Annotated in this window: 24 protein-coding genes; 8 read left to right on the plus strand and 16 right to left on the minus strand. The window is 69.2% G+C overall.

The features are described from left to right. The 10 genes from ACIP63_RS22825 to ACIP63_RS22870 form a co-directional block, all read right to left on the minus strand. The gene (locus ACIP63_RS22825) at positions 1-1,020 is read right to left on the minus strand and encodes an MCE family protein (RefSeq protein WP_401518479.1); all 1,020 of its coding nucleotides are present in this window, start codon (positions 1,018-1,020) and stop codon (positions 1-3) included. Next, positions 1,017-2,048, minus strand: coding sequence for an MCE family protein (locus ACIP63_RS22830; protein ID WP_401518480.1), 1,032 nt, complete (start codon positions 2,046-2,048; stop codon positions 1,017-1,019). The genes ACIP63_RS22825 and ACIP63_RS22830 overlap by 4 nt, the downstream gene beginning before the upstream one ends. Beyond that, positions 2,045-3,343: an MCE family protein gene (locus ACIP63_RS22835; protein WP_401518483.1), complete on the minus strand. Its 1,299-nt coding sequence runs from the start codon at positions 3,341-3,343 to the stop codon at positions 2,045-2,047. The genes ACIP63_RS22830 and ACIP63_RS22835 overlap by 4 nt, the downstream gene beginning before the upstream one ends. Further along, positions 3,343-4,146, minus strand: coding sequence for an ABC transporter permease (locus ACIP63_RS22840; RefSeq protein WP_031094766.1), 804 nt, complete (start codon positions 4,144-4,146; stop codon positions 3,343-3,345). The genes ACIP63_RS22835 and ACIP63_RS22840 overlap by 1 nt, the downstream gene beginning before the upstream one ends. A gap of 3 nt (positions 4,147-4,149) precedes the next feature. Continuing rightward, positions 4,150-4,992 carry an MlaE family ABC transporter permease gene (locus ACIP63_RS22845; protein ID WP_401518485.1) on the minus strand — a complete coding sequence of 281 codons (843 nt, stop codon included), beginning with the start codon at positions 4,990-4,992 and terminating at the stop codon, positions 4,150-4,152. Continuing rightward, positions 4,989-5,972, minus strand: coding sequence for an ABC transporter ATP-binding protein (locus tag ACIP63_RS22850; protein WP_401518488.1), 984 nt, complete (start codon positions 5,970-5,972; stop codon positions 4,989-4,991). Before ACIP63_RS22850 ends, ACIP63_RS22845 begins: the two co-directional genes overlap by 4 nt. A gap of 711 nt (positions 5,973-6,683) precedes the next feature. Further along, positions 6,684-7,637 carry a hypothetical protein gene (locus ACIP63_RS22855; RefSeq protein ID WP_401518490.1) on the minus strand — a complete coding sequence of 318 codons (954 nt, stop codon included), beginning with the start codon at positions 7,635-7,637 and terminating at the stop codon, positions 6,684-6,686. A 72-nt stretch (positions 7,638-7,709) separates the two neighbouring features. Further along, a complete protein-coding gene (locus ACIP63_RS22860) occupies positions 7,710-9,203 on the minus strand; it encodes a DUF6801 domain-containing protein (RefSeq protein ID WP_401518492.1) in 1,494 nt (497 codons plus the stop codon). A 111-nt stretch (positions 9,204-9,314) separates the two neighbouring features. Beyond that, positions 9,315-9,503 (minus strand): hypothetical protein, encoded by a 189-nt coding sequence (locus tag ACIP63_RS22865; protein ID WP_401518494.1) that lies wholly within the window; start codon positions 9,501-9,503, stop codon positions 9,315-9,317. Between the two features lie 367 nt (positions 9,504-9,870). Next, positions 9,871-10,506, minus strand: a complete 636-nt coding sequence (locus ACIP63_RS22870; RefSeq protein WP_401518497.1) for a hypothetical protein — start codon at positions 10,504-10,506, stop codon at positions 9,871-9,873. 659 nt (positions 10,507-11,165) lie between these two features. Here ACIP63_RS22870 and ACIP63_RS22875 point away from each other — a divergent pair. From ACIP63_RS22875 to ACIP63_RS22890, 4 genes are all read left to right on the plus strand, one after another. Next, positions 11,166-12,380 carry a helix-turn-helix domain-containing protein gene (locus ACIP63_RS22875; protein ID WP_401518498.1) on the plus strand — a complete coding sequence of 405 codons (1,215 nt, stop codon included), beginning with the start codon at positions 11,166-11,168 and terminating at the stop codon, positions 12,378-12,380. Between the two features lie 199 nt (positions 12,381-12,579). Next, a complete protein-coding gene (locus ACIP63_RS22880) occupies positions 12,580-12,843 on the plus strand; it encodes a hypothetical protein (protein ID WP_401518501.1) in 264 nt (87 codons plus the stop codon). Between the two features lie 77 nt (positions 12,844-12,920). Beyond that, positions 12,921-13,394 (plus strand): SCP2 sterol-binding domain-containing protein, encoded by a 474-nt coding sequence (locus tag ACIP63_RS22885; protein WP_356716777.1) that lies wholly within the window; start codon positions 12,921-12,923, stop codon positions 13,392-13,394. Between the two features lie 4 nt (positions 13,395-13,398). Further along, a complete protein-coding gene (locus ACIP63_RS22890; protein WP_401518504.1) occupies positions 13,399-14,613 on the plus strand; it encodes an acyl-CoA dehydrogenase family protein in 1,215 nt (404 codons plus the stop codon). 187 nt (positions 14,614-14,800) lie between these two features. Here ACIP63_RS22890 and ACIP63_RS22895 read toward each other — a convergent pair whose 3' ends face one another. Together ACIP63_RS22895 and ACIP63_RS22900 are read right to left on the minus strand one after the other, a co-directional pair. Continuing rightward, positions 14,801-15,328, minus strand: coding sequence for a DinB family protein (locus tag ACIP63_RS22895; RefSeq protein ID WP_401518506.1), 528 nt, complete (start codon positions 15,326-15,328; stop codon positions 14,801-14,803). Beyond that, complete coding sequence (locus ACIP63_RS22900; RefSeq protein ID WP_401518509.1) at positions 15,325-16,560, minus strand: cytochrome P450; 1,236 nt, start codon at positions 16,558-16,560, stop codon at positions 15,325-15,327. Before ACIP63_RS22900 ends, ACIP63_RS22895 begins: the two co-directional genes overlap by 4 nt. A 106-nt stretch (positions 16,561-16,666) precedes the next feature. Between ACIP63_RS22900 and ACIP63_RS22905 the strand changes: the two genes are divergently transcribed. Both ACIP63_RS22905 and ACIP63_RS22910 read left to right on the plus strand, forming a co-directional pair. Beyond that, entirely contained in the window at positions 16,667-17,503 is an 837-nt protein-coding gene (locus ACIP63_RS22905) for a hypothetical protein (protein WP_401518511.1), read from the plus strand. A gap of 55 nt (positions 17,504-17,558) precedes the next feature. Beyond that, a complete protein-coding gene (locus tag ACIP63_RS22910; protein WP_401518514.1) occupies positions 17,559-19,631 on the plus strand; it encodes an MDR family MFS transporter in 2,073 nt (690 codons plus the stop codon). Positions 19,632-19,642: 11 nt separating this feature from the next. Here ACIP63_RS22910 and ACIP63_RS22915 read toward each other — a convergent pair whose 3' ends face one another. The 4 genes from ACIP63_RS22915 to ACIP63_RS22930 all read right to left on the minus strand — a co-directional run bounded on the left by ACIP63_RS22915 (position 19,643) and on the right by ACIP63_RS22930 (position 22,137). Continuing rightward, the gene (locus ACIP63_RS22915; RefSeq protein WP_401518517.1) at positions 19,643-20,092 is read right to left on the minus strand and encodes a YchJ family protein; all 450 of its coding nucleotides are present in this window, start codon (positions 20,090-20,092) and stop codon (positions 19,643-19,645) included. 73 nt (positions 20,093-20,165) lie between these two features. After that, complete coding sequence (locus ACIP63_RS22920; protein WP_401518520.1) at positions 20,166-20,975, minus strand: SAM-dependent methyltransferase; 810 nt, start codon at positions 20,973-20,975, stop codon at positions 20,166-20,168. A gap of 65 nt (positions 20,976-21,040) precedes the next feature. Then, positions 21,041-21,277 carry a DUF397 domain-containing protein gene (locus ACIP63_RS22925; protein WP_014152862.1) on the minus strand — a complete coding sequence of 79 codons (237 nt, stop codon included), beginning with the start codon at positions 21,275-21,277 and terminating at the stop codon, positions 21,041-21,043. Next, positions 21,277-22,137 carry a helix-turn-helix domain-containing protein gene (locus ACIP63_RS22930; RefSeq protein ID WP_401518522.1) on the minus strand — a complete coding sequence of 287 codons (861 nt, stop codon included), beginning with the start codon at positions 22,135-22,137 and terminating at the stop codon, positions 21,277-21,279. Before ACIP63_RS22930 ends, ACIP63_RS22925 begins: the two co-directional genes overlap by 1 nt. 206 nt (positions 22,138-22,343) lie before the next feature. Here ACIP63_RS22930 and ACIP63_RS22935 point away from each other — a divergent pair, with 206 nt between their 5' ends. Together ACIP63_RS22935 and ACIP63_RS22940 are read left to right on the plus strand one after the other, a co-directional pair. After that, positions 22,344-22,802 (plus strand): ATP-binding protein, encoded by a 459-nt coding sequence (locus ACIP63_RS22935; protein ID WP_401518524.1) that lies wholly within the window; start codon positions 22,344-22,346, stop codon positions 22,800-22,802. Continuing rightward, positions 22,796-23,236, plus strand: coding sequence for a hypothetical protein (locus ACIP63_RS22940; protein ID WP_401518526.1), 441 nt, complete (start codon positions 22,796-22,798; stop codon positions 23,234-23,236). Before ACIP63_RS22935 ends, ACIP63_RS22940 begins: the two co-directional genes overlap by 7 nt.

Below are 23,236 nucleotides of genomic sequence, written 5' to 3' on the forward strand. Positions count from 1 at the left end.
TCAGCGCCCTCCCTGCTTCGGTGGCATGCAGTCGCCGTCGTCGGGGGGTGTGCCGGCGGGCAGGTAGTTCTTCGGGACGACCCCGCAGACGTAGTTGTCGAACCAGCGGCCGTTGCCGAGGGTGTTGCCGACGAGGCGGTTGTAGGAGCCGGCCAGGGAGAGGACCTCGTCGAGGCTCTTGCGGTTCTTCACCAGGACCGAGGTGACCCGTCCCAGCGAGTCCAGGGTGGGTTTCAGCTGCTTGTCGTTGTCCGTGACGAGCCCGGTGAGCTGCGTCCCGAGGTTCCGGGTGCCGGTGAGCAGCAGGTGGATGGAGTCGCGGCGCGCCTGGATCTCGCCGAGGAGCAGGTTCCCGTCCTCCAGGAGGGTCTCGAAGCTGCTCTTCTTGCTCGCGAGCGTCTTCGTGAGCTGCTTGCTGCCCTTGAGGAGGGTGGCGAGCTCGGCGTCCCGCTCGGACACGGTCCTCGACAGCGCCGACAGCCCGTTCGCCGCGCTGCGTACGTCGGGTGGTGAGTCCTTGAACGTCTCGGAGATCGTCTCGAAGCTCCGGGCGAGCTGGGCGGTGTCGATCTCTTCGATCGTCTCGCCGAGTCCGTTGAACGCCTGGGTGACGTCGTACGGGGACGTGGTGCGGCTCGCGGTGATGCGGGAGCCGGGGTCCTGCCGGGCGTCGCCGAGGGGGTCGACGGCGAGGTACTTGTCGCCGAGGAGGGTCTTGATGGCGATGCCGACGGTGGAGGAGTTGCCGATCCAGGCGTCCTCGACCCGGAAGTCCACCTTCACCTTGGCGCCGTCGAGCGAGACGCCGGTGACCTCGCCCACCTTCACTCCGGCGATCCGTACCTCGTCGCCCTCGTCGAGGCCGGCGGATTCGGTGAAGTCGGCGCTGTAGGTGGTGCCGCCGCCGATGAAGGGCAGTGCGTCGGCGCGGTAGGCGGCGAGGCCGACGAGTGTCAGGACGAGGAGTCCGACGATGCTGACGGCGACGGGGTTGCGTTCCCGTACGGGCTTGATTCTCATCCCTGGCACCTCGGCTGGTCGATGGTGACGCCGGTGGGCGGCGCGCTGCCGTCCTCGGTCGTCACACCGTTGACCCTGGCTTCGCAGAGGTAGAGGTTGAGCCATGACCCGTACGAGGTGAGGCGGGTGATGGCCTCCATCTTGGCCGGGGTCTTCCGCAGGAAGCTCTCGATCTTGGGAGCGTTCTTGTCGAGCCCTCCGGTGAGGCGTCCGAGCTGGGCGATGTCCTCCTTGAGCGGCTCGCGGCCGTCCTGGAGGAGGTCCGCGGTGACGGTCGTGAGCGCGCCCATCGCCGTGACCGCCTCGCCGAGCGGCTTGCGGTCGCCGGAGAAGCCCGTGACGAGCTTCTGGAGGGTGACGACGAGGTCGTCGAAGCCCGCCTCCCGGTCGTTGACGGTCTTCAGGACCGTGTTGAGGTTCTTGATCACCTCGCCGATCACCTTGTCCTTGGCCGCGACGGTGCCGGTCAGCGATCCGACGTGGGAGAGGATGCTGTCGACGGTGCCGCCCTCGCCCTGGAGGACCTGGACGATCGAGCCGGCGAGCTGGTTGACGTCCGGTGGCGACAGCCCCTCGAAGAGCGGCTGGAAGCCGTTGAAGAGCTGGGTGAGGTCCAGCGCGGGTGTGGTGCGCGAGAGCGGGATGGTCTCTCCCGACCTGAAGCTCGCGCCGACGTGCCCGGCGCCCTGGTCGAGGTCGATGTAGCGCTGGCCGACCATGTTGAGGTACTTGATGGAGGCGGTCACCGAGGCGGGGAGCTTCCGGCCCTTGCGGACGGCGAAGCCGACCTCGGCCAGCCGCTTGTCGGCGACCTGGACGGACTCGACCTGTCCCACCTTGACGCCGGCGATGCGGACGCTGTCACCGACGACGAGTCCGGTCGCGTCGGTGAACCGCGCCTTGTACGAGACGGTGTCGCCGACGCCGGTGTTGGCGATGGACAGTCCCAGGACGGTGGTGGCCAGGGCGGTCACCACGACGAAGACGATCGACTTCACGAGGGGTCCCGCGAGGGAGCGGCGCTTCACTTGAGCTTCACCTCCGCACCGCGGAAGGCCGGACCGATGAGCACGCTGCTCCAGTCGGGCAGGGTCTGCGGCCGTACTTTCAGGGAGGGGGCGACGAGCTCGTTGACGAGCCGGCTCTCCTCAGGGGAGTTGGGCATGCCGAGGGCGGTGTCGGCGGGTCCGGTGTCCTGGCCGGCCGCAGCGGGGGCGCTGTCCTTGACGGAAGCGGTCCGGGCGTCGGCGGTCGGTACCGGCCTGCCGGTGTACGGCACCGAGTAGCAGTGCGGCCCGCCGGTCGCGTCGTAGACCGGGGTGTCCTTGCCCGCCACGTACTTGCCCTTCGACTCCACGGGCTTGAGCGTGACGTGGAGGCCGGGCCGGTCGGTGCCCTTGCCGAGCGCCTTGTCCATGGCGGGCACGAAGCCGGCCATCGTACGCAGGGTGCAGGGGAAGACGTCCGAGTACTCCGCGAGGAGTTCCAGCGTCGGCCGGCCCGAGGCGGAGAGATGGATGAGGTTGTCCTTGTTCTTGCGCAGGAAGGAGGTGACGTCCTGGGCGGAGGCGGTGGTGGAGCCGTACAGATCGGCGAGTTCCGCCTGCTGTTCGGCGATGGTGCCGCTGGTGGTGGTGAAGTCGGTGAGCGCGTCCAGGACGTCGGGGGCCGCGTCCGCGTAGAGCGTGCTGACCTTGACGAGTTCCTTGATGTCCGCGTTGAGCGTGGGGAGTTGCGGGTTGAACTCCTTGAGGTGGGCATCGAGGGTGACCAGCGTGTCGCCGAGCTTGTCGCCGCGTCCTTCGAGCGCCTGGGACACCGCGTTCAGGGTGGCGGCGAGCTTCTGCGGCTGGACGGCGGTCAGCATCGGCAGGACGTTGTCGAGGACCTCCTCCAGCTCGATGGCGTTGGAGGAGCGGTCCTGCGGGATCACGGCGCCGGCCCGCAGGGTCTGCGTGGTCGGGACGGACGGAGGCACGAGGGCGACGAACCGCTCGCCGAAGAGGGTGGTGGGCAGCATCTGGGCGGTGACGTCCGCGGGTATCTGCTCCAGCCGGCCGGGCTCGATGGCGAGCGTCAGCCGCGCCCCGTCCCCGGCCGCCTCGATGTCGCGCACCTCGCCGATCACGACGCCGCGCAGCTTCACCTCGGCGTTGTCGTGCATCTCGTTGCCGACGCTTCCGGTGCGTACGGTCACGGTGGCGTCGTCCGTGAAGTCCTTCTCGTAGACGGAGACCGACAGCCATACGAGCACGGCGGGCACGAGCACGAAGGCCACACCCGCGAGTCTGCGGCGCACCGTCTGCGCCGTTGGGGAATGCATCAGCCGGCCACCTTCACCGTTGTCGTCGCGCCCCAGATGGCGAGCGAGAGGAAGAAGTCGGTGACGCTGATCAGCACGATGGCGTTGCGCACCGAGCGGCCCACGGCCACGCCGACGCCGGCCGGGCCGCCGGTGGCGTGGAAGCCGTAGTAGCAGTGGGCGAGGATCACCAGCACGCTGAAGATCAGCACCTTGAGCACCGACAGCAGCACGTCGTCCGGGGAGAGGAAGAGATTGAAGTAGTGGTCGTAAGTGCCCGCCGACTGCCCGTTGAACAGCACGGTGATGTAGCGGGACGCCAGGTAGGAGGAGAGCAGCCCGATCGCGTACAGCGGGATGATGGCGACGACGCCGGCGATGATCCGCGTGGTGACGAGGTAGGGCATGGAGCGCACGCCCATCGCCTCCAGGGCGTCGACCTCCTCGTTGATCCGCATCGCGCCGAGCTGGGCGGTGAAGCCGGCGCCGACGGTCGCGGAGAGGGCGAGCCCCGCGACGAGCGGCGCGATCTCCCGGGTGTTGAAGTAGGCGGAGATGAAGCCGGTGAAGGCGGAGGTGCCGATCTGGTCGAGGGCCGCGTACCCCTGGAGGCCGACGACCGAGCCGGTGGCGAGGGTCATCGCGATCATCACGCCGATGGTTCCGCCGATGACGCCGAGGCCGCCGCTGCCGAAGGCGACCTCGGCGAGCAGCCGCTGCACCTCCTTGAGATAGCGGCGCAGCGTCCGGGGGATCCAGATGAGCGCCCGTACGTAGAAGGTGAGTTGCTCCCCCGAGCGGTCGAGCCAGCCGAGCATCGACATCGGTCAGCCCCCCTTCGGGGGGACGATCTGGAGGTAGATCGCCGTGAGGACCATGTTCACCGCGAACAGGAGCATGAAGGTGATGACGACGGACTGGTTGACCGCGTCGCCCACGCCCTTGGGGCCACCGCGCGGGTTCAGTCCCCGGTAGGCGGCGACGATGCCCGCGATGAAGCCGAAGATCAGCGCCTTGAGTTCACCGACGTAGAGGTCGGGCAGCTGGGCGAGGGCGGAGAAGCTGGCGAGGTAGGCGCCCGGTGTGCCGTCCTGCATGATCACGTTGAAGAAGTAGCCGCCGAGCGTGCCGACCACGGACACCAGCCCGTTGAGCAGGACGGCGACGAACATGGTGGCCAGCACACGGGGGACGACGAGGCGCTGGATCGGCGAGACGCCCATGACCTCCATGGCGTCGAGCTCCTCGCGGATCTTGCGCGAACCGAGATCCGCGCAGATCGCGGACCCCGCGGCCCCGGCGATCAGCAGGGCCACGATGAGCGGGCTGGCCTGCTGGATGACGGCGAGGACGCTGGCGCCGCCGGTGAAGGACTGGGCGCCGAGCTGTTCGGTGAGTGAGCCGACCTGGAGTGCGATGACCGCGCCGAAGGGGATCGAGACGAGGGCGGCGGGCAGGATGGTGACACTGGCGACGAACCAGAACTGCTCGATGAACTCCCGCACCTGGAACGGGCGGCGGAAGACCGCCCGGCCGACGGCCAGTGCGAGGGCGAACAGCTGCCCGGTCTGGCGCAGCGGGGCGAGGAGCCGCGAGGGCTGCCTCTGCTCCGGCGCCCGCGCCTCCTCCGCGGCCGGCACGGGTGGGCGTACGGGCAGTGGTGCCGTCATCGGCGCCCACCGTCCAAGGTCGGCGTGTAGCTGTTCAGGATGGCTGTACGGGCGGCCTCCGGCAGCTGGCCCATCATGGAGAGGACCCGCTCCCGGCGGCGCAGGGCGGCCTGCCGGACGGGAAGTCCCGGTGAGGGCTCCAGTTGCGGTACGACGGTGCGGGGCCCGGCCGTGTGGTCGAAGCCGTTGGTCTGCTCCGCTGCGAGGGTGGCCGCGTCCTTCTCCTCCGACATGCCGATGGGGCCTTCGCGGCGTCCGGCGAGGAACTGCGAGACGACGGGCATGTCGCTGGTGAGCAGGACCTCGCGCGGGCCGAAGGTGACGAGGTTGCGGCAGAACAGCATCCCCATGTTGTCGGGGACGGTGGCCGCGATGTCGAGGTTGTGGGTGACGATGAGCATCGTCGCGTCGATCTGGGCGTTGAGGTCGATCAGGAGCTGTGAGAGGTAGGCCGTACGGACCGGGTCGAGCCCGGAGTCCGGCTCGTCGCAGAGGATGATCTGCGGGTCCAGGACGAGGGCACGGGCGAGACCGGCCCGCTTGCGCATACCGCCGGATATCTCGCCCGGCAGCTTCCCCTCCGCGCCCAGCAGACCCACGATGTCGATCCGCTCCATGACGATGCGGCGGATCTCGGACTCCTTCTTGCGGGTGTGCTCACGCAAGGGGAAGGCGATGTTGTCGAAGAGCGACATCGAGCCGAAGAGGGCGCCGTCCTGGAACATGAGGCCGAAGAGTTTCCGGGTCTCCATGATTTCGCGCTCCGGGCTGTTCACCATGTCGACGCCGTTGATGAGGACACGGCCCTTTTCCGGCTTGAGTAATCCGATGATGGACTTCAGGAACACGGTCTTCCCGGTGCCGGAAGGCCCGAGCATGACACTCACCTCACCGGCCGGCAGGGTGAGGCTGATGTCCTGCCAGACGTTCTGCTTGCCGAAGGACTTCGTCAGGCCTTCGACGACTACTTCGATACCCATCGGCCCTCCCTCGAAGTGGTGGTGAACGACGTCATCTGTCAGCGCTCCGGCTCCGGTAAAAGCAATGGCGGCTCGTCACACATGCACCAGGAGGCGCACGTTATGTCCGTCGAAAGCGCGAGGACAAGCCGTTGAACAGCGGGAATCGCCGGACTTCGATCTCTGTGTGGATCACTTGTCACCGATTGACAAACCCGCCGGACGGCTTTGTCGGAATCTGCGCAAGCGCTCCGGGTGCTCCGGTGCCCCGTGGCCCAGGGGGGCCGGAGCCACGAGACACCGGCGGTCGGGAGAACCCCGCCCCGGGTGGGAGGGTTCGGGGCCGGATGAACTCCCGGAGGAATCCCGGGTCAAGGGGGTTCGACCAGGACTCCACGTGCGTCGAACGAGCAGGTACGGACGCGTTTCCGAGCTGCTCAAGCGGGACGCTACGGGCCGGTAACCTAAGTCCGCAATAGCACTTCACGAACTTTCTCCGAGGTAATTGCAGCGCACCGTTTTCTTGTGCACCGATGAGTAATCGGGCCGCGAAACCTGTCGAAAAGTGAGGGCCTCCCGGCCGAAGCGGCGGCTCCCGGAAGCGGGCCCGGACACGCCGAAGCCCGCCCCGACCAGGGTTCATTCGGCCGGGGCGGGCTCATGGGCGGTCAAGGTCCGGGGCGCATGAAGTGACAAGAAGCCGGAGACGGCGCCCCGTGCCGTTCTCGCCGGTTACTTCACCGCGGAATGCCAGCTCTCGGAGAGTTCCTTGCCCGCGTTGGGCACCGACAGGCCCGGCGCGGTGAGTCCGGCCGTGTAGGTCTTGGCGTCGTTCAGCACGAGGTTGTTCGAGCCGGCCGCGGCCGGCAGGCCGACCTTCAGGTCGATCGCCCAGCTGAGGATGCCGCCGAGACCGCAGCCGCTGGCCTTCGGCGCCGAGAACTGGCTGTCACCCTGGGCCGCCCCGGACAGGGCGATCTGAATCATCGACCCCTCGTCCGGGTTCGCCGTGCCGTCAGCGTTGAACCGGGAGGCGGAGAAGCTGGGCGCGCTGAGGTTCCCGGGGCGCAGGAACACCGGATTGCTGCTGCTTCCGATGTAGCAGTTGGAGCCCAGCAGCGGATTCTCCAGGCGGATCTTGACGGGCAGCTTGACGATCGGCCCGGAGGATATGCCCGCGACCAGGCTGAATTCGGTCGGCGTGCCGGCCGACTCCACCGTGGCGGTGACCTTGTTCAGGGTGGCGTTGGTGATCTGCCCGCAGACGGCCGAGACGACCGGGACGTTGCTGGGGCACATGATGCCGAGCAGACCACCGGGGATGGTGGTCTTTCCGCTGATGATCGATCCGGCGGCCGGGGGGACGACCGTATACGTCCCCTCGGCCGGGTGCTGGATGACGCCGAACTGCAGGTTCGTGGCCCCGGTCGTCGCCGTGGTGTTGCCCAGCTTGATCGTCCCGTTGGGCGAGGTGGACGTCACGCACAGCGGGACGTCGACGTCGCCGTCCGTCGCGAGCATGGCCGGGGCGTCCACCGGACAGCGGTCGAAGGGGGCCCACGAACCGTTCAGCTGGGCGGCGGCCGTGGCGGCACCGGCCGGGGTGGCGGTCAGGGGCATGACCAGAGCGGCGGACGCGGTGACGGCACCGGCGGCCTTGATCCAGGTCTTCGAGGCAGGTCTCATTGTTCCCTCAATTCGTCAGCGGCTCGCGGAAGATACTGCGTTCGGTGCGATGGTTCGGTAGGGCTTAGCGGGTCAGCGGGTCGCCTCGGGGATGTCGACCGGCTCGTACTCGTCCGTACAGACGGCACCTTCGGAACCCGGCGTGTGCTGTTGGGCCGCGCAAGGGGCCCCCTGCACCTGTTTGACGTAGCCCGGCACACCGGACAACGACGCGGTGAAGAGGCTGTCGAGGTCCTCGCCGGCGCCGCATCCACTGAACGGCGGGAGGGTCACCGACCCCGTCAGGACCCCTCCCGTCGCCAGGGTGTAGCCCGTCGTGACACCGTCCTTCGCCGTCATCCTGCCTTCCAGGGACAGGGTGAAGGGCTTGCTGGTACGGCAGTTGTCGCCCACGTCCAGGGGGACGCCGTTCACCTTGACGTCGCGGAGTCGGAGCATGAGGTCGAGGTCGATGGTCGTCACACCCTTGTTCGACATGTCGGACCAGTCGACCACCAGGTGCGACTTCACGTTGTAGTCCGGAGTCCCCTCTCCATCCACTCCTGGGGGGATCTGCGTCATCTCCAGGGTCGCGGTGGTCGGCATGAAGCCGAAGGTCAGGAAAGTGCCCGAAGCGGGCGGCAGCTGAGTCTTTCCCTCGTAGTCGAGCAGGGCGGTCGAATCCTGGTAGATGTGCGTGAATCCCGGCTCGGACAGGTCGACGCGGGTCGGCCCCTGCTGGATCTGCGTACAGGCCAGCGGAAACTTGGTCGCCCCGTCCAGCTTCGTCACGTTGGCATAGCCGGTCACATAGGCGTTCAGGTTCAGATCGTTGTCCACGTCGCCGACGCACGGAGGGGCGTCGGGAACAGCGGGCTGCTTCGCCCTGGCGCCGACCTCGGGCGTGGCCTCACCGCCTGACGACTCGCTCTCGGCAGGCGCGGATGCGGGCGGCGCCGACGCGGATGCACCGTCCCCGCCGTCACCACTGATGTCCATCTTCGCCAGCTCGGTCTCCTGCTCCGGGTCGAGGGCGCAGTTCAGGGAGATGGCGGACGGTTCCGCGGGTGTGCCCTGAGCGGTCTTCAGGGAGAGTTCCACCGAGAGTGCTCCCGCGTCGAAGACCAGGTCTCCGGGCGCCCCGGGCTTCACGAACGGGACGGTGCCCGAGGTGGTCAGCGGCAGACCGCCCTCGGCGGGGACCGGCACGGGCTCGGCGGTCGTGCCGATCCACTCGGCCTGCGCATGCTCGTCCTTCTGGGACACATCGACAGAGAGCTTCGTCTCCGCGCTCACGCTCGTCGCAGAGGACCCGGCCGGCACTGGGATCACACCCTCGGGAAGAGTCGTCTCCAGGACCACGTTCTCGGGCTGTATCGCCTGCCCGGGCCGAGCCGACTCGGGCAGCTGCGCGGTGATCCCGACCTTCACCGGCTGCCCGCCCTCGGGCAGATCGCACGTATAGGCCAGCTCCGCGTCGATCTCCTGCATTCCGGACGCGGCCTGCGCACCTGGGATCATCCCTCCGAGCAGCACCGCGGTGGCCACCGCCGCACCACGCGCCGTGCGCCTGCGTGCACCATTCATACGACTGCCTCTCACTGACGATCTCCCCTCTCGGACCGACCGGACGTGCATCGCGTGTCAGGCGGACTCGTCACGGGCTCCCTGCTCACTCATCGCGGGTGCGCGGCCGGATCAGGGGGTGAACACGATGGCCGGCTTGGTGGTGCCGCCGCTCGGCGTGGTCACGGAACAGAGTGCTTGGTACTCCCAGTTGTCCCCCACGGCCGCGAGCCCGGCACATCCCGGAGTAGCTGTCCCGACCGTGAGCTTGTAGGTGCCGTCGTCGTTGACGCGTTGTAGCTGTTCGCCATCAGCTTCCACGGGGTGGTCGTGTCGGCGGCCGGGTACAAGGGGCCGAACGGGCTGGTGCAGTTGCTCCAGGTCAGCGGGGCGATCGTGCCGACCTGCACGTTCGCCGTACCGAGGCGGTAGCCAGGTTGCCCCGTGCCGCCGACGACTCGCACGTGGTCGGAAGGTTGGCGTCGAGGCCCCATTGGAGACGGACGGTCCCGGAGCCGGCGGAGAAGGTCTCCACCGACAGCGGCACCGGCCGCCGTCACGGGCTCCCTGGGAGACCTGCGCACAGCTGGCTCCTCCGTTTCGGCAACGGTCCGGTGGGCACGGGGTCGCACGGCGGGCGGACCCCGCGGTGCGACCCCTGTTCATCCCTGAGTGGCTCGTGACCGGATCAGGGGGTGTAGACGATGGTCGGCTTGGTGGTGCCGCCGCTGGGTGTGACCGCGTTGTAGTTGGCGGTGTAGGTCGGGTTGTTGCCCACGGCCGCGATACCGGCGCAGCCCGAGGTGACGGTGGCGACGGTCAGCTTGTACGTGGCGTTGTTGCTGACTGCCAGCACGCCGGTGGAGTTGGTGTACTTGGCGGCGACGTTGCCCGTCACCGTGAAGGTGCAGGTGAGGACCTTCAGCGTGGCCTTGACTCCGGCGATGTACCCGTTGGTGACACCGGCGCTGTAGGTGTTCGCGGTCAGCTTCCACGGGGTGGAGGTGTCGGCGGTCGGGGTCACCGGGCCGAACGGACTGGTGCAGCCGCTCCAGGTCAGCGGAGCGATGGTGCCGACCTGCACGTTCGTCGTGCCGGAGGCGGTGGCCAGGTTGCCCGACGCCGCGGAGGACGTACACGTCATCGGGACACCGTTGAGGACGAGGGTGACGGTGCCGGAACTGGCCGAGAACGTCTCCGGCGAGTTGGGGCCGACGGTCCAGGTCGGAGCGGCGACGCCGGCGGTGGCGGTGGTGGCTCCGAGGGTGACAGCGGCCGCGGCGGCACCGGCCGCGATCGCGATCTTTCTGAGGGAGTTGCGCACAGTGAGTTCCTCCGATTCGCCAGTGCGGGTGCACTGTTGCGGGGAAGGCACCCGAATTCCTGCAAAGGCGCAGGGAGTGCCGCGATGAATCGTGTTGCGTGGGGGCCGTGCTGCGCTTTCAGCCACACACGTTCTGTGACAGGGCGTGACGTTACTTGCGGGAAACTTCGAGCACAATCCCGCCGGTCAAGATTGGTTGGGCAAGTTTTTTTCCTCGTCAGTAGGTCACTAATTCGCCTGATGCACTTGTCACTTCGTGCGCAATATCGCTGCGGAATGCCGCATTGCCGCCGGACCCGACTCGGCGCCGCCCTCGCCCGGGACGCCCGCGGAAAGCCGGAAGGCTGCCGGGGAGGATCTCCGGACACCCGCTCAGGACGGCCGGCGCGGCGGACATCGCACCACCGCGGCGACACCCTCGGTGCGTCCACGGCCGAAAACATTGTCCGGAAGTGAGCATTTACGGCCCCACCTGCACCGGAGCCCCACAGCAGGGCCAGGTTGTGTGCCCCCTGCACTTCGATCCTGTCCAGGCGGTGTGCACCCCGCCCGACTTGGTCTATCTTCGGCGCCGATGTTGGTATACACCTGTCGGTCCGTGGGAGCGCTTTCCCCCACACGTTCCACCCACTCCGGGCCCGGGAAGCAAGGGGACGGTCATGCCGAGACTCATCCAGCCGCTGGACACCGGAGACCCGCTGGGGCCCCTCCCCCAGGAGTTCGCCGCGATCATGCGGCCCGAACTGCCGAGCCTGATCAAAGAGATAGGCATGGAAGTGACCCGCGCCTATCCGGAATACGCGCGTCTGCTGAACGGCCCGAACGGGACATCCATCCGCATGGGCGTCGAGCAGAGCCTTTCCTCCTTTGTCGACCTGGTCGCCGAACCTTCGTCCCCCACGGTCCTGCGCGACGACATGTGCCGCAGATTCGGCAGGTTCGAGGCCTACGAGGGCCGCACCATGGACGCGCTCCAGGGCGCTTACCGCCTGGGCGCGCGCGTAGCACTGCGGCGGGCGAAGAAGGTGGGCCGGAGTTACAACTTCTCGCCGGCGCTGATGCTCAGCTTCGCCGACGCGCTCTTCGCGTACGTGGACGAGCTCGAGTCGCTGTCCCGTGAGGGCTACCTGGAAGTGCAGGCCCAGTCCGACCAGCAGAGCGAGGCGGTGCGCCGTCGGCTGCTGCATCTGATCCTCACGGGCAGGCCCGTGCCCCGCAGCGCCATCGCCGAGCTGTGCGAGCAGACCGGCTGGACGCTGCCCGAGCAGGTCACTCTCGTCGCGGTGCGCGCCCCGTCCGGCCTCGACCGGATCAGTGCCGACCACGACGTCCTGATCGACCCCGGCGATCCACAGCCGCACCTGCTGGTTCCCGGGCAGATGACCGACGCACGCAGAGCGATGCTCGACCGGACGATCCCCGGGGGTGGCGCGGCGATCGGGCTGACCGTGCCGACCGCGCTCGCCGCCGACTCGATCCGCTGGGCCCGGCGTGTCCTCGAACTGGTCGACGCGGGGGTCATCGACGACGCGCCCGTCATCCTCTGCGAGGACCACCTCATCACCCTGTGGCTCCTCTCCGACACCGCTCTCCTCGACCAGCTCGCCGAGCGCGAACTGGCCGCCGTCGCCGGCATCAGCCCCACACGGCGCGAGCGGCTGATCGAGACACTGCGGATCTGGCTCGACACCCGGGGCACCGCTGCCCAGATGGGCGAGCTGCTGGACGTGCACCCTCAGACGGTCCGCTACCGGATGCGGGGTCTCGAGGCCATCTTCGGCGACCAGCTGACCGATCCCGAGAGCCGCTTCGCGACCGAGGCCGTGCTGCGCGCGTCGCAGTTACGCGCTCGTGGCGGGCAGTCCCTGAACTGAGGGAGCATCACATACAGCGCATGGAGTCAACTTACCTCCAGGTAACGCGAAATAGACGGTCAGTCCCAAACGGTTGCGACACGGAGACGTTCTCAACAAGAAACCCGGAACTGCGTCCCGTTACATAGGGAGGAGCGGTGGCCCACCGGCCGCCGCGAAGCGCCACCTCCTGGCCAACCATCCGAGAGGGAACCCCCACATGACCGCCTCGCACCTCCTCGTCCCCGTGCCGATCCCGGACCGGGTCGCCGCACTGATCGGGTCCTGCACTCCGCCGCACATCCTCCAGGCGGAGTTCGACGCCGACTGCGCCGCTCGCGAGGTGCGCAGGTTCCGGGGGCCGAAACTCGGCATCGAGGACCAGGCCGACCGCGAACAGGCGCTGTCCGAGCTCGCGTGGGCCAACAAGGTGCTGTCCGCCCATCACCCGCATCTCGCGGTGCGCCACGACAGCGCCTGGTGACGCTCGCCTGCTTGCGCGGCGGCGACGGCCGACTTACCTTACTCAGAAGTAAGTTTACTCTGGAGTAAGGATTTGGCGTGGCCGACAACAGCAGCGGCAACCTCACCGACGAACTGTCCGGGCTCGACTTCGGTGCCGTCTCCCCGGAGGAGTTCGCACGGATCGTCAAAGGTCTGTCCGCCAAGCAGCTCGGCGAGGTCATGCACGGTGACCTGCGCGCCCGGGTGCTGAGCGAGGTCTTCGGCCGGATGCGGCAGCAGTTCCGCCCGGAGGCGGCGGGCGGGCTCAAGGCCCTGATCCGCTGGAAGATCACGGGCGAGAGCGAGGAGGTCTACGAGACCTCCATAGCCGACGGCACCTGCACGGTGAGCGCGGGCCGCTCCGACGCCGAACCCCGTACGACGCTGGTGATGGGCGACGCCGAATTCCTCAAGCTGGTCTCCGGCAACGGCAATCCCGTGACGATGTTCATGATGCGCAAGCTGAAGGTCGCCGGTGACGTCGGCCTGGCCTCGGGCCTGACCCGCTACTTCGACATCCCGAAGGCCTGAGCCCATGAGCTACTTCTCCCTCGCCCTGACCGAGGAACAGCGGGACCTGCGCGAGTGGGTCCACGGCTTCGCCGCCCAGGTGGTGCGCCCCGCGGCGGCCGAATGGGACGAACGCGAGGAGACCCCGTGGCCGGTCATCCAGGAGGCGGCCAGGATCGGGCTGTACGGATTCGAGTCGCTCGCCGACATGTACGGGGACCCGAGCGGGCTCTCCCTCCAGATCGCCAACGAGGAGCTCTTCTGGGGCGACGCCGGAATCGGCATGGCACTGTTCGGCACCTCGCTCGCGGTCGCCGGGATCTTCGCCTCCGGCACGCCCGACCAGCTCGCCGAGTGGGTCCCGCAGTGCTACGGCGACGAGGACGACCCGAAGGTGGCCGCTTTCTGCGTCTCCGAGCCCCAGGCCGGGTCCGACGTCTCCGCCATGACCACGAAGGCCCGTTACGACGAGGCCAAGGACGAGTGGGTGCTCTCCGGCCAGAAGGCGTGGATCACCAACGGCGGGATCGCCGAGATCCACGTGGTGGTCGCCTCGGTCGACCCCGCTCTCGGCGCCCGCGGCCAGGCCGCGTTCATCGTGCCGCCCGGCACGGAAGGCCTTGCGGCGAGCCGCACCATCAAGAAGCTCGGACTGCGCGCGTCACACACCGCGGACGTGTTCCTCGACGACGTACGCGTCCCCGGGCACTGCCTGCTGGGCGGGAAGGACAAGCTGGACGCCCGGCTGGCGCGTGCCCGTGAGGGCGGCACGGCCAAGGGCCAGGCGGCGATGGCGACCTTCGAGGTCAGCCGGCCCACCGTGGGTGCCCAGGCGCTGGGTATCGCGCGCGCCGCGTACGAGTACGCACTGGAGTACGCCGGTGAACGCGAGGCCTTCGGCCGTCCGATCATCGAGAACCAGTCGATCGCCTTCGCCCTCGCGGACATCCGTACGGAGATCGAGGCCGTACGCCTGCTGATCTGGCAGGCGGCCTGGATGGCCCGCAACGACCGGACCTTCGACGCGGGCCAGGGCTCCATGTCCAAGCTCCGCGCCGGGGAACTCGCGGTCTGCGCGACGGAGAAGGCGGTCCAGATCCTCGGCGGCGCCGGGTACAGCAGGGAGCACCCGGTGGAGCGGATGTACCGCGATGCCAAGATCTACACGATCTTCGAGGGCACGAGCGAGATCCAGCGGCTGGTCATCGCCCGGGCCATTTCGGGGCGTCACATCCGCTGACGCCTCGCCTCGGCCGCCCGGCCGCGAATCTGGTCCTGCCCGTGCCCGTCGTCCCTGGTCACGGGCAGGATTCACCTGTCCTCGGGCACTCCGCACCCCGCCTGGCTGGGCGTGGCGCCCAGCTCGGACGCCACCTCGCGCAGCGCCGCCGGCCGGGGTGCGGTGCCCGGGTGATCGGACCGCCGGTTCAGTCGCCCGTCGTCCCGTCGGTCCGCTCCCGCAGGAGATCGGCGTGGCCGTTGTGGCGGGCGTACTCCTGGATCATCAGTACGTAGACCGCGCGAAGGCTGAGGCCGGCCTCGGGCGTGGACATGAAGGTCTCGTCGAGACCGCGCCCGGCCACGGCCGCGTCGCACGCCGTGATCTCGGCCCGGTATCTCCCGAAGTCCCTCTCCGCGTCGGCCGGGTCCACGCCGTCGAAGCCCTCGTCACCGTCCGACGGCCCGGTGAAGACGTCGCCGACGGGCTCGCCCGCGAAGCTGCGCCGGAACCACCACCGCTCGATCTCGGCCATGTGGCGGACCAGACCGAGAAGGGTGAGGTTCGACGGCTCCACGGCCGCCGTCGCCAGTCTCGCCGCATCGAGACCCGCGCACTTGGCCAGCAGGGTCTCCCGATGCCAGTTCAGCCATCCCTCCAGCAGTTGGCGCTCAGGCAGCATGCCCAGGGTGCTCAGTGACGTGGTCCGCTCGGTCCGCGGTGCCGTCCACGTCATGCGCCCGCCCCTCCGACCGGGGTGAAGCGGACCGGCAGCGATGCCGGGCCCCGGGTGAAGACGCCCTCCTCGGCCGGGGTGAAGCCGTCGGCGAGCCGGAGGTCCGGCATCGCGTCGAGCAGCTGGTTCACCCCGGTCTCGACCTCGGCCCTGGCCAGCAGGGCACCCACGCAGAAGTGCCGGCCCAGGGCGAACGCCAGGTGTTCCGCGGCCGCGGAGAACGCCGTGGTGCTGGTCAGGTCGTCACGGAACAGGTCGAAGCGGTCCGGTTCGGTGTAGCGGGCCCCGTCCCGGTTGGCCGAGCCGATCAGACAGGTGACGGTGGCGCCGGCCGGGACGGTGCCCCCGGACAGCTCCACCTCCCCCGCCGTCTGGCGCATGATCATGTGGACCGGCGGGGTGTAGCGCAGCGTCTCGGCGAAGGCCCGGTCGATCAGGGACCGGTCCCGCTGTACGGCGGCGAGCTGCTCGGGGTGCGTGAGGAGATTGGCGAAGACCGAGGCGATGGCCTTGTCGGTCGTCTCGCCGCCGGCCGCGAGCAGCAGACTGCAGAACGCCTTGATGTCCTCGTCGCTCATCCGTACGCCGTCGACCTCGGCGGCGCAGAGCGCGGAGAGCAGGTCGTCCCCCGGCTCCTCCCTGCGCCGCTGGATGACGGGGATCATGTACTCGGCGAATTCCTGGCGGGTCCGTTCCCCCGCCGCCGTGACCGCGGGGTCGCCCGCCAGGTTGCCCAGGAAGGCGATGACGTTGGTGTACCAGCCGTGGAAGCGCTGGTGGTCCGCCCGGTCCAGGCCCAGCATGTCGGCGATGACCAGGACGGGGAAGCGTGTCGCGAACGCCTCGACGAGGTCCGCCTCCCCCTTGTGGCGGAAGGTGTCGATGAGCTCACGGGCGTTGCGCTCGATGACGGGCAGGAACTTCTCCTGGAGGTCGGCGCCTCGGAAGGCGGGGGCGACCAGGGCCCGGCGTACGGCGTGTTCCCTGCCGCTGAGCTGGAGGATGGTGCGGCCGTGGACGGGCTCCAGCTGCCAGTCGTAGTTCTCGGTGGTGAACTCCTGCGCCCGGTCCTTGAAGACGCGCTCGACGTCCTCGTACCGCGAGACGAGATAGCTCCCCGTGGCCTCGTGGTGGATCAGCGGGGCGCTCTCGCGCATCGTCCGGTAGGCCCCGTAGGGATCGGCGGCGAAGGCGGGCGAGAGAATGTCGGGCGGTGAGGACGCCTGGGACACGTGGGACTCCTGTGGGGCAGAGATCAGGGGCTTCGATGCGGTGAACGGGCAACACCAGCAAGGCTATTGACCGACAGCCGGATAGCGAACCCCCTGGGAGTATTTCTTGATCGCCGGGTCCGAGGCACCACGTCCGTCCGTCCTGTTCGTCACCGATCTCGCCTACGAGGCGCGCGGGCGGCGCTACTGCGACGAGGACATCTTCCTGACGTCCCGGCTGCGCGAGACCTTCGACGTCGCGCTCTGTCACCCCCGTGACGCGGCGGCGCTGCTGGACGGGTTCGACGCGGTCGTCGTCCGTAACAGCGGACCGGTCCTGCACTACCAGGAGGCGTACGACGCGTTCCGTACCCGCGCGCGGGAGTCGGGGACGCGGGTGTACAACACGCTCGACGGGCGCGGGGACATGGCCGGCAAACAGTATCTGGTCGATCTGAGCCGGGCCGGCTTCCCGGTCATCCCGACCGTGGACCGTGCGGCGGATCTCGGGCTGCTCCCCCGCTCGGCCGGCTATGTGGTCAAGCCCAAGCTCGGCGCGGACTCGGTGGGCCTGCGCTTCACCGAGGGACCTGAGTACCCCGAGGGCGCCGACGGCACGCTGCTCGTCCAGCCCAGGATCGACTTCCGCTACGAGGTGTCCTTCTACTTCGTCGACCACGACTTCCAGTACGCCCTCCACGCACCGCGTCCGGAGAGGCGCTGGGTGCTCGAACCGTACGCCCCGAGCCCTGAGGACCTGGACTTCGCACGCCGTTTCGTCGAGTGGAACACCCTCACACACGGCATCCAGCGGGTGGACGCCTGCCGGACGCCGGAGGGCGGCCTGCTGCTCGTCGAGCTGGAGGACCTCAATCCGTATCTGTCGCTCGACCGGGTTCCGGATGAGGTCCGCGCGGCCTTCGTCGCCCGGATGAGGGACTCCGTGCGGGAGCTGCTGGCCTGACCCGTCCGGCCCGTCCCCGCATGCGTGGGACCTGACCGGGTGTGAGGCTGCGAGGGTGACCACTGCCAGCGAGACCGCCCCCGCCGCGCAGAGTGCCGCAGCGCCGCCCGTCCTCGACCGCAGGCGCCGGAACATCGTATTCGCCACGATCGTCCTGGGGATCCTGCTCGCCGCGCTGGACCAGACGATCGTGGGAACGGCACTCCCCACGATCGTCTCCGACCTCGGCGGCGCGGAGCACATGTCGTGGGTCGTGACGGCGTATCTGCTGGCGGAGACCGTGGCGACGGTCCTGGTCGGCAAGTTCGGCGACCTCTTCGGCCGGAAGTTGATCTTCCAGATCTCGGCCGTCATCTTCATCACGGGGTCGTTCCTCTGCGGTCTCGCGTCCAACATGCTGCTGCTGATCATCTGGCGTGGTCTGCAGGGCATCGGCGCGGGCGGGCTCATGGTCACCGCCATGGCGCTGATCGCCGATGTCATCCCGCTGCGCGAGCGCGGCAAGTACCAGGGGGCGATCGGCGCGGTCTTCGGCGTCGCCACGGTGGTCGGACCGCTGCTGGGCGGGCTGTTCACCGACCATCTGACCTGGCGGTGGGCGTTCTACGTCAATGTGCCGATCGCGATCGTGGTGGTCATCGCGGCGGCCCGCACCATCCCTTCCGTACGCGCGGCGGGACGGCCGGTCATCGACTACCTGGGCATCGCGCTGGTCGCCGTCGGCGCCAGCGCGCTGATCCTCGGCACGAGCTGGGGCGGCAACGAGTACGCCTGGGGCTCACCGGTCATCATCGGCCTCTTCATCGGGGGCCTCGTCGCCCTGGCGCTCTTCTGCGTCGTGGAGACACGGGCGAAGGAGCCGATGCTGCCGATGCGGCTGTTCCGCAACCCGGTGTTCGCGGTGTGCTCCGTCCTGAGCTTCATCGTGGGCTTCGCCATGCTCGGCGCGATGATCTATCTGCCGACCTATCTGCAGTACGTCGACGGGGACTCGGCCACCCTGTCCGGGGTGCGGACGCTGCCCCTGGTGGTGGGACTGCTGGCGGCCTCGATCTTCAGCGGCAACGTGGTGAGCAAGACCGGCCACTACCGCTTCTTCCCCGTCGTCGGTTCGCTCGTCATGGCGGTCGGCCTGTACCTCCTGTCCCGGATGGGCCCGGGCAGCGGCATCTGGCTGGAGTCGCTGTACATGCTGGTGCTGGGCATCGGTATCGGCCTGTCGATGCAGGTGCTGACGATCGCCGTGCAGAACACGGTCGACTATTCGGACCTCGGCACCGCCACGTCCGGCGTGACGTTCTTCCGCACCCTCGGCAGCTCGTTCGGCACGGCGGTGTTCGGCACGATCTACGCCAACGCGCTGCGGCCGAATCTGACGCAGGGCGTCGAACAGGCGGCGCGGGCCGGCGGTGATCCCGCCTCGCTGGCGCGGGTCGCCGAGAATCCGCAGGCCGTTCACGCCCTGCCCCCCGAGCAGACCGCGCCCCTCGCCCAGGCGTACGCGGACACCCTGCACACCGTCTTCCTCTGGACGGTGCCGGTGGCCCTGCTGGGGTTCGTCGTCTCGCTCTTCCTGAAGCAGGTGAAGCTGCGCGACAGCGCCCGTGCGGGCTCGACCGACATGGGTGAGGGCTTCGCCCGGCCGAACACCGGCGACGCGGCGAACGTGCTCGAATCCGCCGTGGCACGGATCCTGCACCAGGCCGGTCCCGATACCGCCCGGCGGATCGTCGCGGCCTCCGACACCCGGCTCGACACGGCCGGGGCCTGGGCCGTGATGCAGGTCGACCTCTTCACCCGCCTGGTGGGCCACGCGGGACTCACCCTGATCGCCGCCCGGCACCGGGTCCCGCCGGAGGTGCTGGTGCCCGTCTTCGACCGGATGATCGAGGAGGGCTACCTCACCGGGGACGGCCGGCTCTTCACCCATACGGCGGCGGGCAGCCGTGAGGCGGCGACGATCTCGGACGCCTGGGGCCGCTGGCTCAACGAACGACTGGCCGAGGACGGCGCCCGGCCCGACGACCGGCAGCTGCGCGCGGCGGTCGACGTGATCGCCAAGCGGCTGCTCGCGGAGGACCTGGAGCACCAGCTCGCCCCGCCCGAGCGGACGGGGGTCCCGGCCTGATCCGGCCGTGGCTACTCGACGAAGACCGCGGTCTCGTACACCCAGGCACCCTGCTCGCGGACGAAGCGGCTCTGCTCATGGAGCGAGTCGGGCCTGCCGTCGTCGGTGTAGTGGGCGCGGAAGGTGACCGTACCGGTGGTGTGGAAGGCGCTGCCCTCGGTGGTGGCCAGGATCTCCAGCCGCTCCCAGCGCAGGGCCGGGTCGAAGTCGACGCCCGGCGGGCGGGACGCCGGGTGCCACGTGCGCAGCAGGTATCCGGCGTCCCGGACGACGAAGGCGGCGTACCGCGAGCGCATCAGCGCCTCACACGTCGGGGCGGCGACGGTGCCCGCGTGCAGCCGGCCGCAGCACTCCCCGTAGGCGGCCGGCAGGCCGCACGGGCAGGGAGCCTCCGGGGTGATCCGCGGAGGTCCTGCCTGCGGGGCGTCCGGTCGGCGGGGGCGTGAGGTGCGTCGTGACATGCGTCCATTGTGGCCTGCCGGCCGGCGCGCCCGGGAAACGGGGCAGGAGCCGGCGGTCCCCCGCCGTGCGCGGTCAGCGCTTGCGCGCCACGCCCGCGTAACCGGGGATCGGCTCGACGCCCGGTACGTCGATGACCTCGCCGAGCTCCGGGCGCCAGTCCGCGGAGAGCGAGACGCCCGGCTCGACGAGTTCGAGGCCGTGGAAGAACGCGGTGAGCTCGGCGCGCGAACGGGGCCGCAGGGTCATCCCCCGCGCCTTGTACATGTCACGGGCCCGGGCCGCACCCTCCGGGTCGAAGTCACCCGTGGTGTGTGACAGCACCAGATAGCTGCCGGAGGGCAGCTGCTCCACGAGGTGGTCGACGAGTTCGGCTGCCCCGTCCTCGTCGTCGACGAAGTGCAGCAGGGCGAGGAGGGAGAGCGCGATCGCCCGGTCGAAGTCGAGGATCTTGCCCGCCGCCTCCAGGATGGCGTCGGGCCTGCGGGCGTCGGCCTGGATGTATTCGGTGGCGCCCTCGGGCGTGGAGCGCAGCAGCGCCGCCGCGTGCGCGAGGACGATCGGGTCGTTGTCGCAGTAGACGACGCGCGCGTCCGGGGCGGTCCCCTGGGCGATCTGGTGAAGATTCGGCTCGGTGGGTATGCCGGAGCCGATGTCGAGGAACTGGCGCACGCCGCTCTCCGCGAGCCAGCGGGTGGCCCGGTGCATGAAGGCACGGTTGACCCGGGCCATGTCGCGGCCCCGGGCGTCCAGGACGAGCAGCTGCTGGGCCATCTGTTCGTCGACCGGGTAGTTGTCCTTCCCGCCGAGGAACCAGTCGTACATCCGTGCCGGATGCGGCTTGCTCGTGTCGATCTCGACGGCCTGGGGATCCTGCCCGGTCATGACGCACTCCGTTGGTCGGGGACTTCGGCGAACAGCGTGTGGTGCGACAATAGGCGGCCCGTGCGTCAGGTGAGGAGGAAATCGGCCTGCCCGGACTTGGCGCCCTGGATGAAAGCGGCGATCTCGCCGTTGGAGTAGATGAGGGCGGGCCCGTCCGGGTCCGCGGACTGACGGACCGCCACCCTGCCGTCCGCCAGCTTCATGGCCTCGATGCAATTGCCGCCGTTACCACCGCTCCACGGCTTGTACCAGCCTTCGGTGCCGAGGTCGGCGGCCGGCATGCCGTTGTATATGTGGTTCATCACAGCTCCTTGCGGAAGTCCCTGAGGATTTCCTTCGTGCGTTGTGCAGTTGCGGCCTGAGCCGCCATTCGGTCCATGACCTCGAGGTACGAGGCCACCTCCGGACGCGCGTCGAAGTACACGGCGCCCGTCAGGTACTCGCTGTAGACCATGTCGGGCAGCTCGGGGACCGCGAAGCGGAAGAGGACGAACGGGCCGTACGTGCCCGGGTGGTGGCCCGTCGCGAACTCCGCGATCTGGAGGGTCACGTTGGGCAGGTCGGTCGCTTCGAGCAGGCGGTCGACCTGGGCCCGCATGGCGTCGGGGCTGCCTACGGGGCGGCGCAGGACCGTCTCGTCCATGACCACCCAGAGCTTCGGCGCCTCCGTCTTGGTGAGCAGTGCCTGCCGCTCCATCCGCAGGGCCACATGGCGCTCGATGTCGGCGGGCCTGGTCTGGCCGACCGCGCCGGTGCGCAGGACGGAGCGCGCGTAGTCCTCGGTCTGCAGGAGCCCGGGGACGAAGTGCGGCTCGTACGTGCGCAGGAGGCTCGCGGCGCCCTCCAGGCTGACGTACATGCTGAACCAGTCGGGCAGCACATCGTGGAAGCGCTGCCACCAACCGGGCTTGTTGGCCTCTTCCGCCAGTTCGACGAAGGCGTCGGTCTCGTCGTCCGCGATCCCGTAGGCCTTGAGGAGGAGCTGGACGTACGGGATCTTCAGCCCGACCTCGGCGGTCTCCATCCTGCGTATGGTCCCCGGGGCGACACGGAGCACCTTCGCCGCCTGGTCCCGGCTCAGGCCCACGCGTTCCCGCAGGTCCTGCAGACGCTTACCGAGAACGACCTGGCCCACGGTCGGGGCCGACCGCGGTTCGCTCACTTCAGACCTCCCGATGCGCTGTGTGCGAGCAGTGTGCCATGCGCGGGGCTTCAGGGACACAGTCACTCTGAATTTTTCAGAGTGCCTCTTGCCAAGTGTTCTTGTCAGGGGGAGAGTTGGTAACCGAACCAAGTTCGCGTGGTCGCGCCTGCCCCCTTGCGGGAGGGTGCGAAGCGTGACACAGCCCCCACTGTGAGGAATCGGTCGTGGCACCTGGCAGTGCGCTCATCCCCCGGCTCATGGACCTCAGCCCCGGGGCGGAGGCGCTCCGTTACTGCTTCGCGCTGCCGGCGCACCCCGAGTCGGTCGCCGGTGCGCGGCGCCTCGCCCGGGCCCGGCTCGCGGACTGGCGGCTGACGGGGGACGCCCACGACGCGGCGGTGCTGATCGTCTCCGAGCTGGTGACCAACGCGGTGGTGCACACCGCGAGCGCCCGGGTCGTCTGCGAGCTCCGCTGCGACGACGGCCGCTTGCGCATAGCCGTACAGGACCAGGGACATCAGCCCGGCGGCCCCCGGCTGTCCCTCACCGCCGACGGGGAGCACGGGCGCGGGCTGCTGCTCGTCGACTCCATGAGCAGTGCGTGGGGATCCCACGACGCGGGGGACCACTCCGGGCGCATCGTATGGGCCGAACTGCCGTGCGGCCCGGAGCCGACATGTTGAAGCACGCCCTGTCCCAGCTGCTCGGCGCGCGCCGCGCCCGGGTCCCGGAGGAGGACGGCGCGGCGGGCCGGGTCCGGCTTCCGCTGCCGCCCGCGCTGTCGGCGAGCCTCGGCTACGACGCGGTGGGCGTGCCCGCGCGGTACGGATTCAGGCTGATGTCACATCTGCCGCGCGCCGGGTGCGTGTTCGCCGACGCCGACCGGTGGTGGTGGATCGTCCCGTCGGGTTCGGATCTCGATCTCGACTGGCCCGAGCAGGCGTCGTACGCCACCGGGGCCTACGTCCCCGCCGGGCGCCCCCGCCTGATCCACGCGCCGGACAGCCGGACGCCGTACACGCCGCCCATCCCGCTCTTCCTCATGGTGTGTCAGGTCACCGGTGTCGTGCCGTCCTGGGACCCCTCCGGCCGGCCGAAGGCCGTGCCCGCGCCCTGA

Origin of the sequence: Streptomyces sp. NPDC088746 (assembly GCF_044751065.1) — a bacterium.
Lineage (GTDB): Bacteria > Actinomycetota > Actinomycetes > Streptomycetales > Streptomycetaceae > Streptomyces.

What these genes read in the sequence shown, in the direction of transcription:
- ACIP63_RS22880 (WP_401518501.1), top strand. Translation starts at nt 12,580, where the DNA reads ATGACCGCCTCGCACCTCCTCGTCCCCGTGCCGATCCCGGACCGGGTC.
- ACIP63_RS22940 (WP_401518526.1), top strand. Translation starts at nt 22,796, where the DNA reads ATGTTGAAGCACGCCCTGTCCCAGCTGCTCGGCGCGCGCCGCGCCCGG.
- ACIP63_RS22860 (WP_401518492.1), bottom strand. Translation starts at nt 9,203, where the DNA reads ATGAATGGTGCACGCAGGCGCACGGCGCGTGGTGCGGCGGTGGCCACC.
- ACIP63_RS22890 (WP_401518504.1), top strand. Translation starts at nt 13,399, where the DNA reads ATGAGCTACTTCTCCCTCGCCCTGACCGAGGAACAGCGGGACCTGCGC.
- ACIP63_RS22835 (WP_401518483.1), bottom strand. Translation starts at nt 3,343, where the DNA reads ATGCATTCCCCAACGGCGCAGACGGTGCGCCGCAGACTCGCGGGTGTG.
- ACIP63_RS22895 (WP_401518506.1), bottom strand. Translation starts at nt 15,328, where the DNA reads ATGACGTGGACGGCACCGCGGACCGAGCGGACCACGTCACTGAGCACC.
- ACIP63_RS22840 (WP_031094766.1), bottom strand. Translation starts at nt 4,146, where the DNA reads ATGTCGATGCTCGGCTGGCTCGACCGCTCGGGGGAGCAACTCACCTTC.
- ACIP63_RS22845 (WP_401518485.1), bottom strand. Translation starts at nt 4,992, where the DNA reads ATGACGGCACCACTGCCCGTACGCCCACCCGTGCCGGCCGCGGAGGAG.
- ACIP63_RS22855 (WP_401518490.1), bottom strand. Translation starts at nt 7,637, where the DNA reads ATGAGACCTGCCTCGAAGACCTGGATCAAGGCCGCCGGTGCCGTCACC.
- ACIP63_RS22875 (WP_401518498.1), top strand. Translation starts at nt 11,166, where the DNA reads ATGCCGAGACTCATCCAGCCGCTGGACACCGGAGACCCGCTGGGGCCC.
- ACIP63_RS22850 (WP_401518488.1), bottom strand. Translation starts at nt 5,972, where the DNA reads ATGGGTATCGAAGTAGTCGTCGAAGGCCTGACGAAGTCCTTCGGCAAG.
- ACIP63_RS22925 (WP_014152862.1), bottom strand. Translation starts at nt 21,277, where the DNA reads ATGAACCACATATACAACGGCATGCCGGCCGCCGACCTCGGCACCGAA.
- ACIP63_RS22920 (WP_401518520.1), bottom strand. Translation starts at nt 20,975, where the DNA reads ATGACCGGGCAGGATCCCCAGGCCGTCGAGATCGACACGAGCAAGCCG.
- ACIP63_RS22915 (WP_401518517.1), bottom strand. Translation starts at nt 20,092, where the DNA reads ATGTCACGACGCACCTCACGCCCCCGCCGACCGGACGCCCCGCAGGCA.
- ACIP63_RS22825 (WP_401518479.1), bottom strand. Translation starts at nt 1,020, where the DNA reads ATGAGAATCAAGCCCGTACGGGAACGCAACCCCGTCGCCGTCAGCATC.